Source organism: Rhodococcus sp. PD04, from assembly GCF_035918275.1.
Lineage (GTDB): Bacteria > Actinomycetota > Actinomycetes > Mycobacteriales > Mycobacteriaceae > Rhodococcus > Rhodococcus rhodochrous.
The window spans coordinates 192,703-206,013 of record NZ_CP142145.1; the positions used below are offsets into that span (position 1 = coordinate 192,703).

Below are 13,311 nucleotides of genomic sequence, written 5' to 3' on the forward strand. Positions count from 1 at the left end.
CCGGCTGCTCCGGGTCGTGGGGGTTCGCGCTTGCATGCCCGGCACCGTACGGCAGGACTCAGCCGGAAGTTGCGTTCCTGCCAGTCACAGGTGGTCCGTAGCGCGCCGCAAGTCCTGCGGACGCCGACAGTCCGGTCGATTACGTCGCTACCCCGGCTGCAAGCAACGTCTCGTTGGAGGTTGACGTCGCCACTTGCGTCAACAGTGCAATCCACCTCGCGGCACGAACGGCACCGCGGTGATGTTCGAGCACCTGGGCTCGCGTGCTGACTGCATTGGCGCGGTGATCGCCAGGGGCGAGGGTGTCTGTGCGGGACCGGTCTTCGGCTTGAAACACCTTCTCGTGCCGGTTCATACCTTCGTCGCATCGGATCTGCTCTGCGACAAGGACACACACCCATGCCGATTTCATGCACTGCAATGCCCATCGCTGAAGGCCCAGCACCCAAGGTCGTGCTTTCCTGGGGCCTTGGCGAAGATTCGACGGCCATCATCCTGCGGTGGCTCGAGGATCCGACCAGCCGCGACTTCGACCTTGACGAATTGGTCATCGTGGTTGCGATGACCGGTAACGAGTGGGAAGCCAGTCGGGCCGTCCTCGAACAGCACGTCCTGCCCCGGATCGCGGACGCACAGGTCAGGCTCATCGAGGTTGCGCGATCGCAGCGCCACACCACCATCGCCGGTGATGGTGTTGTGATTCTGGACGATTCCCGTACGCCGACACGGTTGTACCTCGAGGGTGACTATTCCCTGTGGGACGAGATGACTTCTGCTGGAACGATTCCGCAGTCTGGCGGGGCGAGGCTTTGCATAGTTGACTGCACCAAGCGCCGTCGACCCAAGATGGCACGCGTCCCGGATCGTAGGAGTTGGTGCATGTCGGAACTACGAAGGCAGTTGATGGAGGGCCACGTCGACTGCGATCGGATCGGCGCGGTGTCCGCGGCTGAGACGAGATTTCCGCCGTATATCGTGGTGGACGGTGCTGGTGCGCAGGTCGAGCCGATCACCCAGTATCTGCGTGATCTGGCGCTGAGTGATGTGAGCCCGTTGACCTGCCGGAGCTACGGCTATGACCTGTTGCGGTGGTTCCGCCTGCTATGGATGCTCGACGTCGAGTGGGACCGAGCGACGGGGAGTGAGGTCGATGTTCTCGTCGGTTGGCTGAAGTCCGCGCCCAATCCTCAACGACAGCGGCCGCGACGCTCCGGATCAGTTCCCGGAACCGTCAACGCTCGAACGGGGAAACTAGCACTGGGGGAGGGCTATTCGCCCAGAACGATCAACCATGCGCTGAGCGTGGTCCACGGCTTTTATGCGTTCCATGCGCATTGTGGGCGGGGGCCAGTCGTCAATCCGGTGCCCTCGTCGCGGTCACGTCGTTCGGCGCTCGCTCACCGCAGCCCGCTCGAGGTCACGCCGCAGATCAGGCGTGCCAGATTGCGGCAACGGGTCGTTCCGGCCCCGCCGCGTGCGATTCCGGACGCTCTGTGGGACGAGTTGGTTGCGGCGATGACGTGTGATCGCGATCGCGCCCTCCTGCTGGCCTATGTCTCGAGCGGTGCCCGGGCCAGTGAACTCCTCGGCGTCGGAGTCGCCGACGTCGATTGGGCAGCCAGCCAGATGTATGTGACGTCTAAGGGGACGCGGTTGCGGCAGCCTGTTCCTGTCTCTGCGGAAGCGTTGCGCTACCTGGCCAGGTATCTGGACGCCGACGGTATCCCGACTGCCGGTGAGCCGTTGTGGCGGACCCGTCGAGGTGACAAGCGCGCATTGTCGTACTGGGCCATGCGGCGGGTGCTCCAGCGTGCCAACGACAAGCTCGGCACCAACTGGACACTGCACGACCTACGGCACACCGCCGCAACAAGAATGGCCAACGACCCGGGCCTGACCTTGACGGATGTGCAAGCAGTGCTGCGGCACGCCAGCATCGAGACCACCGGACGCTACACCGCCGTGAGGGTAGAGGACATCTTCGACAAATTGCAGGAGCACTACAACCGGGGCCCCGACCAACGCCGGCGTACTCCGCGGGATACGCGGAAGAGGACATCAAGGTGGTGTTCGGTGGCTGAGAGTTACACCATGCGCAATCGGCGGTCCCCGTCGCGCCAGGACGATGACGCAGACCGTGCGAGACGATCGCGCTTCGCCGTCGACACAATCTCCCCGAGCACATCGACGCCGTCCGGTCCAGTGCTCCCATTCGGCGACCTCGCCCAGGCGTCGATCGACGAACTCGTCGAGTTGGCCGGATCTCCAACGTTCGGAGCGATGGGCAAATCGCTCGGCAAGCGTCGCCGAGGCACCAGACAGATGTTGAACCACCTCTCCGAGTTCACCGGCGAGACCTGGCAGCAACGATGGGATGCGAGCGGGCTGAACGAACTCCCACGACCGGTCTCTGAACTTGCCGATACCAAACACCACGGCTACGACATGACCTACGGGCTCAAATCACTGCTGCTGATGCGACTGATCAAACCATCGCTGCCGGCATTCCGCGCCAACAAGTTCGTCGACTACGCCACCCTCTTTCGTCGATCACAGCAAGATCCGTTGCTGGACAAGCTCTTCGATCAGGCCCGACAGACACGAGCCGGTACACGCCACCAGGACCGAGCGTTGTTTGACGTGTGCTGCGCACTGACCACCCAGGGCATCTCTCTGACGGATCTGACACCAGAAGGGCTGCTCCACTACGCGAACGAATGCCGTCGACACGACCTCGTCGTCGGCGCCCGCACCGGCAGCAACCGCTTTGCCGGCCTGTTGGCCTGGGAGATCCTGCACCAGATGGGACACTTCCCGCCGGACACGCCGCCCACGCTGCGGAGCTTCATCTACAAGGGACAACGCACCCCGGAACAGATGGTCGACCACTACGGCGTCCGCGACCCAGAAATCCGGCAACTGATCATCGACTACTTGCTGCGCCGGCAAAACGACACCGACTACAACACCCGAGACGGGCTCGCTCGCGCGATCGCCGGACGCTTCTGGGCCACGATCGAACGACTCTCACCAGGACACCGAAGCCTGACGATCCCACCCGAACTCTACGACCAGTGGCGAACCCACATCCGCCTGCGCCGTGACGGCACCCCTCGGGTCGATGGCGGTCAGAGCGTCCTACTGCCGGTGCGCGCGTTCTACCTGGATATCCAGAGCTGGGCTCTCGAGGAACCGGAACGCTGGGGGAGATGGGCGGCACCGTGCCCCATCCCACCGTCGGACCTCCGAGGAATAGGGGCTCAACGACGACGAATCAAAGAACGCATGACCGACCGGACCCGCCAGCGCCAACCACTGCTTCCGGCGCTCATCGCGCACCTCGACGACCGGTACGCCGACATTCGCAAGCTCTACGAGACCGCGCGAGATACCCCACTCGGCACGGAGTTCACCCACGCAGGTCGGACATACACCCGCCCGGACGAACGCCAAGACCGGCAGACCAAGGACGACACCTTCCCGATCGTGCGAGGCCGCGACCAGGCAACCGGGCGCATCCGCAAGATCCACGAAGAAGAAGAATCCGCCTTCTGGGACTGGGCGCACGTCGAGGTACTACGCCACACGGGCATCCGCGTCGAAGAACTGGTCGAACTCGCGCACACCAGCATCCGCCAATACCAACGCCCGAACGGCGAAGTCATCGCGCTGCTCGTCATCGCGCCATCCAAGACCGACCGCGAACGGGTCCTGCCCATGTCGGCTGAGCTGTTCCACGTCATCGCGAGAGTCATCACCCGCCAGACCGCTCAGGGGCCGATCCCATCACTCCCGCGGTACGACGGACACGAACGACTCTGGACGCCGCCGATGCCTTACCTGTTCCAACGCCAGATCGGAGAGGTCCGCCGGGTAACCAGCCCGGCAACCGTCCTCAACAACATCAAGAAGCAGTGTCAACTCCTCGCCGAGACCAACCCGGCCTTCCAGGACCTTCACTTCACGCCGCACGACTTCAGGCGACTGTTCGCAACCGATCTCGTCAACAACGGCCTTCCAATCCACATCGGCGCGGCACTGCTCGGCCACCTCAACCTCCAAACCACACAGGGATACGTCGCAGTCTTCGAAGAACACGTGATCCAACACGTCCAACAGTTCCTCGACCGCCGACGAACCCTGCGCCCCCAGGAGGAATACCGCCCCACGACCGATGAGGAGTGGACAGAGTTTGAGGAACACTTCGACAAACGCAAGGTCGAACTCGGATCCTGCGGACGCCCCTACGGAACCAGCTGCCAACACGAACACGCGTGCCTGCGATGCAGCCAGCTGCACGTCAACCCCAAGATGATCGACCGCCTCGACGAACTCGAAGCCGACCTACTCGCCCGCAAACGACGCGCCATCGACGAGCACTGGCAGGGTGAAATCGAGGGGATCGATCGCACTCTGATGTGCCTACGGGGCAAGCGCGATGACGCCCGGCGGCTCATCCAAGGAAACCGTACAGTCGGTCTAGGAACTCCCACCGTTCATGCTGGAACGTGACTATTGGTGGCCCGACTGAGACTGCGACCGGCGTATGAACCCTGGCTGACAAGCACAGACGGGCGAGCGAGCACAGCGCGGTGAAGGAAGCAACGGCCAACGCGTAGCCTCTATATCCTCCGATTCCGGTTCGACTTAAACCGCGTGATCGAGATGCCCTGTGGTGCAACGCCGGTCTTTGGTCGAACCGGCCCTGCTAGGTGCGCGGTGATCAGCGTATGAACAATGCACGATCTGGCTCTGGTACCCACACGTCGCTGACTGCGTTGCTGTTGTAGCTTCCAGTGACGAAGTCGTGCAGAGAGTTGAGCTGTGGATGGCCAGTGGCCTTCTCCTGCCACAGCAGTGCCATGGGGTAGGAGGGCGTGGGGTTGACGATGGGTATGCGGCGGATGTTCGGATGCCACGGCGTCGTGGTTCCTTCACCGCCGAAGGTGACCAGCGTCGTCGAGTTCGCGATGCGATCGATGATGTTCGCGAATCCGATGCCGCCGGGATGGTGCTCGGTATCGATGGTGATGCCGCAACTGTCGCTGAGCTCACGGTAGAAGTCGCCTACTTCGGAGTCGAACCCCGCGCCGGGCACCCACGCGGTCAGGGCATCGAGGTCGTCGAGTTCGACATGGTCACGGCCCGCGAGTGGATGGCCATTACCGACAAGCAGATGCAGGGCGTCGAGGTAGGCGGGTGCCGCAGTGACATCCGCCGGCAATGGATGGGTGCTCCAGTGTTTGCGGGCGAAGGCGACGTCAACTCGACCGTCGATCACGGCGTCCCGTGATGTCGTCGACGGGCCCATCATGATGAGTTCGATCTCGGCGTCCGGGTGCTGCTCGAGGTAGAACCGCATCAGATTCGCGTCGGCGATCTGGGCGCCGTGCACCGCGACGCGGAGTACCTGTGAGTCCCGCACCGCGGCGACGGCTCTGTCGGCCGACGCGAGGACAGAACGCGCGTGCGGCAGGAAGCGCGCGCCGTGGGCGGTCAACGCGATGCTGCCGATCCGCCGCTCGAACAGTCGCGAACCGAGCTGGCTCTCGAGCTTTGCGATCCGCTTGGACACCGCCTGCTGGCTAATGCCCAGCTCCGACGCGGCCAGACCGAATTGGCCTTCGTCGCTGACGGCGACCATCGCGCGTACCGCGGACAGATCGAGATCCAACCCCACCACCTGCCTCCACATCCATTGGTTGTCGGCCAGAGCGTGTCGATTGTTCGACGAACCGGCACTGTAGCTGGTCATATACCTGCCGGGCTGTCGGGGCTGACTTCACCCCCGACAACCGATTTACGTTGCGGCGCTGATGGGTGGTGATCATGAGTCGGTCTTCGTTCGTGCATCTGCACAATCACACCGAGTACTCGATGCTCGACGGTGCGGCAAAGGTCGGCCCGTTGTTCAAGGAGGCCGAGCGTCTCGGGATGACCGCGGTCGGCATGACCGACCACGGCAACATGTACGGCGCGAGCGAGTTCTACAATGTCGCGAAGAAGCACGGGATCAAGCCGATCATCGGGATCGAGGCGTACATTGCGCCGGAGTCGCGGTTCAACACCAAGCGGGGGTTGTGGGGCGATCCGAGTCAGAAGTCCGACGACGTGTCGGGCAGTGGCGCGTACACGCACATGACGATGGTCGCCGAGAACTCGACCGGTCTGCGGAACCTGTTCAAGCTGTCCTCGCTCGCGTCGATCGAGGGCCAGCTCGGCAAGTGGCCGCGCATGGACGAGGAACTGATCGCCACCCACGCCGAGGGCATCATCGCCACCACCGGGTGCCCGTCGGGCGAGATCCAGACCCGGCTGCGGCTCGGCCACGACCGCGAGGCGCTCGAGGCCGCCGCGAAGTGGCAGGAGATCTGGGGCAAGGACAATTTCTTCCTCGAGCTGATGGACCACGGGCTGTCGATCGAGCGCCGGGTGCGCGAGGGCCTGCTCGAGATCGGCAACAAGCTCGGGATCCCGCCGCTCGCGACGAACGACTGCCACTACGTCACCAAGGACGCCGCCGAGAACCACGAGGCGCTGCTGTGCATCCAGACCGGTAAGACGCTCTCGGACCCCACGCGCTTCAAGTTCGACGGGGACGGCTACTACCTCAAGTCGGCCGAGGAGATGCGGGCGATCTGGGACTCTGAGGTTCCCGGCGCGTGCGACAACTCCGTGCTCATCGGGGAGCGGGTGCAGCCGTACGAGGACGTGTGGCAGCACCGGGACCGGATGCCGATCTTCCCGGTGCCGGAGGGGGAGACGCAGGCGAGCTGGTTGCACAAGGAGGTCATGCGGGGCCTCGACCGGCGTTTCCCGGACGGCCCGCCGCGCGAGTACATCGAGCGGGCCGAGTACGAGATCGGCGTCATCAACCAGATGGGCTTCCCCGCCTACTTCCTCGTGGTCGGCGACCTCATCAACCACGCCCGCGAGGTCGGCATCCGGGTCGGCCCGGGTCGAGGCTCGGCCGCCGGCTCGCTCGTCGCGTACGCGATGGGCATCACCAACATCGACCCCATCCCGCACGGCCTGCTGTTCGAGCGGTTCCTCAACCCCGAACGCGTGTCGATGCCCGATATCGATATCGACTTCGACGACCGCCGCCGCGGCGAGATGGTCCGCTACGCCACCGACAAGTGGGGCAGCGACAAGGTCGCGCAGGTCATCACGTTCGGCACCATCAAGACCAAGGCCGCCATCAAGGACTCCGCGCGAGTCCAGTTCGGCCAGCCCGGTTTCGCGATCGCCGACCAGATCACCAAGGCGCTGCCGCCGCCGATCATGGCAAAGGACATCTCGGTGGCCGGTATCACCGACCCCGAGCACGAGCGGTACAAGGAAGCGGTCGAGGTCCGGGCGCTCATCGACTCCAACCCGGATGTCGCGAAGATCTACCAGACTGCGCTCGGGCTCGAGGGCCTGATCCGTAACGCCGGCGTGCACGCGTGCGCGGTCATCATGTCGTCGGAGCCGCTCACCGACGCGATCCCGGTGTGGAAGCGTGCGCAGGACGGCGCGATCATCACCGGCTGGGACTACCCGTCGTGCGAGGCCATCGGCCTGCTGAAGATGGACTTCCTCGGTCTGCGCAACCTCACCGTCATCGGTGACGCGATCGAGAACATCAAGGCCAACCGCGGTGTCGACATCGATCTCGACACGCTCGCGCTGGACGACGCTGCGACCTATGCGATGCTCGCCCGCGGCGACAACCTTGGTGTCTTCCAACTCGATTCGGCGGGCATGCGCGAACTTCTGCTCCGCATGGCGCCGACCGAGTTCAACGATCTCATCGCATCGAATGCCCTCTACCGACCCGGTCCGATGGGCGTCGGCGCGCACTGGTCATATGCGGACCGCAAGAACGGCCGTGAGGCCGTGACCCCGATCCATCCGGAACTCGACGAACCGCTTCGCGACATTCTGGGCGAGACTTACGCGCTGATCGTCTACCAGGAGCAGATCATGCAGATCGCTCAGAAGGTCGCCGGCTACTCGCTCGGACAGGCAGACCTGCTCCGCCGCGCGATGGGAAAGAAGAAGCCCGAAGTGCTCGCCGCCGAGTTCGAGAACTTCCGCAACGGTATGCGCGGCAACGGATACAGCGACGACGCTGTCACCGCGCTGTGGGAGGCCGTGCTGCCGTTCGCCGGCTACGCCTACAACAAGTCGCACGCCGCTGGATACAGCCTGGTCATGTACTGGACCGCCTACCTCAAGGCGAACTACCCGGCCGAGTACATGGCCGGGCTGCTCACCTCTGTCGGCGACGACAAGGACAAGACCGCGATCTACCTGTCGGACTGCCGCAAGAGAGGCATCACCGTGCTACCGCCGGACGTCAACGCGTCCCGCGTCGACTTCGCCTCGGTCGGGGAGGACATCCGGTTCGGCCTCGGTGCGGTCCGCAACGTCGGCGCCAACGTGGTCGGGTCGATCATCGCGGCCCGCGAGGAGAAGGGGAAGTTCACCGACTTCTCCGACTACCTCAACAAGATCGACGCGCTCGCGTGCTCCAAGAAGGTCACCGAATCCCTCATCAAGGCGGGCGGATTTGATTCACTCGGGCATCCACGCAAGGGTCTGATGCTGGTGCACGCCGACGCGATCGACGCGGTGATGGGCACCAAGAAGGCCGAGGCGATGGGTCAGTTCGACCTGTTCGGCGGCGACGACGCCGACGAGTCGATCGCGTCGGTGTTCAACGTCAAGGTCCCCGACGAGGAATGGGACACCAAGCACAAGCTCGCTCTCGAACGCGAGATGCTGGGCCTGTACGTGTCCGGGCATCCCCTCGACGATGTCGCCGGCGCACTTTCTGCACTCGCTGACACATCGATCGCGGCAGTGCACGCCGGGAAGATTCGCCACGGCCAGAAGATCGTGATCGGCGGCCTCGTCGCATCGGTCGACCGCCGCGTAAACAAGAAGGGCGAGCCCTGGGCCATCGTCGAGATCGCCGACCTCGACGCTGCCACCGAGATACTCGTCTTCTCCTCGACCTACACCAGCTTCCAACACGCCCTCACCGAGGACTCCGTCCTACTCGTCACCGCGAACGCCAACATCCGCGAAGGCAGGACGTCGATCGTCGCAGTCGACATCTCCACACCCGACCTGGGAAATAGTGGACCATCCTCCGCCCCGATGACCCTCACCCTCCCAGTCCACGCCTGCACACGACCAAACATCGAAGCCCTTCGTGACGTCCTACAGCGTCACCCCGGGGACACCGACGTGCACATCGTGCTGACTGGCAAAACGACGACACGATGGGCAACGGACCCGACGTTCCGGGTCCACAAGACGCCGGCCCTACTGGGAGATCTCAAGGCCCTGTTCGGGGTCAATTGCCTGACAACAGTTGCCGCTGCGGCGAATGCGTAACTCTTGCCTCTACGGAGTAGCTCCTGGCCGCACCGGGCGGCGCTCCGCCCACTGCAGCAGATTACAACGAAAACCACCCATTGGCCGCGGCTACTTGCTCCAGTGGCTCGTTGCCGGCATCTTGAGATACTCGTCGTTCAGCGGCGAGGACCCAATCCAATGGGAAGTCCGCCGGGCTGCAGAGGATTTCGCTGTCGAACTCCGTGGCTCGTGGGATCGTCAGAGGTGGCAAGACTGAGGCAGCGCCGTGTGCCCGAATGCCTGCTAGCACTTCCTCTGAAGGGCTTGTAAGCATTCGAACCGACAATGCACGGAGCGCAGGCCACCCACTCGTCCCGTACTTGCCCACGTCACCGAGTGCTTGGGTCGTGAACTGGGGAAGATCGGCAGGGAGCTCAGTCGCAGTGGCGTGATGTGCGACCAGAAGGCCAGCGTCCGGCGAGATGTCCACTCCCGCAGACAAAACTCTGTCCGTAAGTCTCCGTGTCATCCCGGAGGCGCCCAATCGGCTGGAAGCCTCGACCATGGTTCGAAACAAGCGGTCCGACAAGGTCTCGGCGACGGTGTCGAGGTTGGAGAGATTGGAAAGCACGACTTCGTCTGTCGCTCCAGCTAGCAGCGCCAACGCCCACGTCGCTCTTGAGAGCGGATCATCATGTGCTACGAATTTCTCTGCCCACCACTCTGGTTTCGAACGGTTGAAGCGTATGTCTTGAAGTAGCCGCCCGTAGTCGGCTGCCTTCCCAAATGGCTCGGAGCCCGGCGTGATATCGACCCCGGTCCTGAACCTGTCGGTTGGCAAGGAAGCCCCGATGATCGCGATCTCCGCAGCAAGCCAGCATGGTCCGTAGATGTCGCTTAACGCGCGGGCAGTGTTGCCCCACGGTGAGCTTGTGCCTGATTGCCCCTTATTGAAGCGGAGGGCTCGCTGCAAGTGTTCGAATCTTGAGTCGCGTTCCTTGAGCCGTCTCATGGCTGTCTGTCGGGTGCTGCCGGAAACCGGCGTGTCTCGGTGCCCTACGTCTGCTTGGTAAGCCCGTTCGTCCTCAAACGCCCGCCGTATGTGGTGCTGTGGGGCGCAGAGCTTGAGGAGGTCAGAGGCGATGCTCCAACCTGCCCCCTCAGACTCCGAACACTGGCCGTCGAGAACGGCCTGGACCATCTGATCCTCGAGGGGGGAACCATGTTCAGGCATTATTCCGGCATCAATCGCTGCTACGACAGCGCGAGCTTCCGAGAGTTTGAGTTTCGCAACCCCGTCGGGGTCCACATGGACCCCTGCCTGAATGGACGATCCGAGTTGAAGCCATGCAACCTGCCTGCGCTCGCTGTCGGCGAACAATCGTGATTGCCACCAAGAGTTGAGCTTTTCCCGGTCCTGAAGTCGCTTCACGATCGCGACACGCTCCAGAGAGAGCGCAGAGCCCGGATCAGATGCCAACTGCTCTTTCAAACGTTCAGCCAGTTCCTCGCCGCCGCGGTCAGGTGCGAGAACTGGTGTTTCAGAGTCAGATACGAGAGCGTGTGCCAGAAGCCGGATACTCAGGTCGTCGCTGATAAGGTCCACAGCATTCCGTTGAGTACGTGTGCGGGCACTGAACACGCCGTCGGCCAACAACGTCCACGCGGCTAGTCTCACCTGCAGAGGTCTGACGCCCTCCTCAAGTTCCTCTTCTAGTGCTTCCACGAGTCCTGCGAGTTCGTTGGGCTTGGCGAAGCCCGCGTAGAACCTACTGGTATTCAGCCAGTACGGTCGGCGCACCAGCGCTCGGAGAACTGTTGACTTGTCGAAAGCTCTGACGTCGGCGCCGGCGAAATCGTTGAGGAACCGAGCGGCGAAGTACTCTCGCAGCGGTTGAACATCGAACTCGAAAGTTCCCTGCACTTTGCTAGTAAGCGCCCAAACCCGGTCCGTGACGGCAGTGAACAGCGCGTCGACGAGATCGACCTGCTTCTCCACGCCGAAAAGGTAGTCGAGGATCGCCTTCCGCAGTGCCTTCGTTGCGAGTTGACCGTTTCCGCCGGCCGATTCTGCGAGCGACTGAAGGTGCCACCCCAGGTAGGCCGTCACCTCTTCCAAATCGACCCGATACTCGTCCACCGCAGGCGTCTTCGCGGCCTCCCGGTCGAGGAAGGTCTCCATGTAGGAGGTGTACAGCTCAGTGCGTGCGGCCGGAACCGAGTTGCCCCTTTTGCGCATGAGGTACAGCAAGATCGTCAACTGCATGGGGTTGTCCGCGAGCTGGACGATGTGCGGCTCCGACGACCTCTGCCGGAAAGTACGTTCGAGGTCGCGGCGATCTCGACCACGAATGGAGTGCGCTTCAGCCCACTTGCGCAGGTACTCAGTTCGAAGCGACGGACTCAAACGCGTGAGCGCGATCGCTTCGAACGTATCCATCGATGGTTCGGCCATACCAGAAGCGTTCGGTCTCGTCGTCACCACAACCTGCGGAACGTTCAAGCTGTTCACACCGAGTCGAGCAGCGAACTGGTCGATTTCCTTTACCGCGCGCGTGCGCGTCTGGATCTGTGCAATCTCGTCGAGACCGTCGAGCACAATCAGCATCGGAAATCGGAGAAGGACATCCCGAACCATCTCGACCGTGGCCGACAACCCGCCACTTCGAGCGGAGAGAAACTCAGCCAGGTAGACCTCAAGAGAGCCCTGCTTGCGAGCTCGACGCGCCTTCTTCCGCGGATCCTCATCAAAGTCGCTGAACGGATCCTCGCCGCCAAGCCACGCAGCGTAGTCACGGAGATCGAGCCGCAGTGGCAGCCGAGGAAGCTGTGGTGCCGGCAGGTGGGTGCCTCCTGGCCTGTAGCCAGCATCAGGGAGGAACGCCGCACGATGCACCTGACAGAGGTACTGACCGAGCGTCGACTTACCTTGCCCCGGCTCGCCTCGTACCAACGTGAGCGGCTTCTTCGTCGCCAATAGGTACGCCGCGGCACCGCCCAGGGCCTCGGAAGACTTCAGGTGCGAAAGCATGCCAGCTCGACCAGGTTGCGACACCTGCACTGCTTCGACGTCAATGAAAAGGTCAGTGAGACGGTGCGCCTCAAGTTCGGCCTGCTTGAACTTCACTTTCACGTCTTCTTGCCACTGGGTGGCAAGGACCGCTAGTAGCAGAGTTCGTAGTTCCTGGTCTTTCGCCGCCAGGCTGTCAGCCTCTCTGAGATAGCGGACAGCATCAACCCCGGCGAGCATCTCCTGGTAGGTCCATTTGAGCTCTGCGGGAGCCGCGTCGACCCTGGCATCGATGTCTGCCTGCCACCAGCAGTGCATCGGTATTCCGAATTCGGCGGAGTACTCCTCAAGGCGCTTGTCGAGTTTGTCCATCGTGCCCCGTACCGGCACAGCGGTCCCAGCCACCGAGGTCATGAGGTAGTACTCCTCGGCGCCCTCCTCGACGAGCCGTCGGATGTCATCCGCTTCGCCCCGGATGGCCTCAGTTAGCCACGAAAGCGGGCTCTGAAGGGGCTTGCTAGTCCACTTGACCTGGTAGACGACCGATCGGCGACCAGTGCGGCGGACCGCGTCTCGCCCACCGTCGCTGTGCCCTACGGGGTAGCACGCCGTTTCAGGGAAGCTATGCGCAAGAAGGGAATTGCACAGCTGCTGAAATTGCTTCTCGCTGAGTCGGTTGTACAGGTATCGACCTGACTGCCCGGCATCACCTGCCATTCGGCGGTCGCTCCGTTCCCCTGGCGGCCCACGATACGAGCCGACGACGACGTCAAGTCGCTGATTCTAGGCCTGCTTGACAAGTCTGAGGATGCCGCCCTCTAGCCGATGCTGAATACACGACGCTGCCCGCCACGGCTAAAGCCTGCCCTTCTCGAAGCCTGGTTGACTAGTGCAGAGAAGCTCGGTCCATTCCAAGGGTGATGCGCTGGACCCGGTGATTTCCCGTGTCA

The 13,311-nt window shown here is 63.0% G+C and carries 4 protein-coding genes; 2 read left to right on the forward strand and 2 right to left on the reverse strand.

What is annotated here, in order from left to right:
* The first annotated feature begins 420 nt into the window (after window positions 1–420).
* On the forward strand, window positions 421–4,512 hold the full coding sequence (locus U9J23_RS27580; protein WP_326603451.1) for a tyrosine-type recombinase/integrase: 4,092 nt from the start codon (window positions 421–423) through the stop codon (window positions 4,510–4,512).
* A gap of 211 nt (window positions 4,513–4,723) precedes the next feature.
* On the opposite strand, the gene U9J23_RS27585 is transcribed toward U9J23_RS27580, so the two are convergent.
* The gene (locus U9J23_RS27585) at window positions 4,724–5,680 is read right to left on the reverse strand and encodes a LysR family transcriptional regulator (protein ID WP_326603627.1); all 957 of its coding nucleotides are present in this window, start codon (window positions 5,678–5,680) and stop codon (window positions 4,724–4,726) included.
* Between the two features lie 149 nt (window positions 5,681–5,829).
* On the opposite strand from U9J23_RS27585, the gene dnaE reads away from it, so the two are divergent.
* The gene (gene dnaE / locus U9J23_RS27590) at window positions 5,830–9,390 is read left to right on the forward strand and encodes a DNA polymerase III subunit alpha (RefSeq protein WP_326603453.1); all 3,561 of its coding nucleotides are present in this window, start codon (window positions 5,830–5,832) and stop codon (window positions 9,388–9,390) included.
* 61 nt (window positions 9,391–9,451) lie between these two features.
* Here the strand turns inward: dnaE and U9J23_RS27595 are convergent, their stop codons facing one another.
* Complete coding sequence (locus U9J23_RS27595; protein ID WP_326603455.1) at window positions 9,452–13,078, reverse strand: NACHT domain-containing protein; 3,627 nt, start codon at window positions 13,076–13,078, stop codon at window positions 9,452–9,454.
* Window positions 13,079–13,311: the final 233 nt, after the last annotated feature.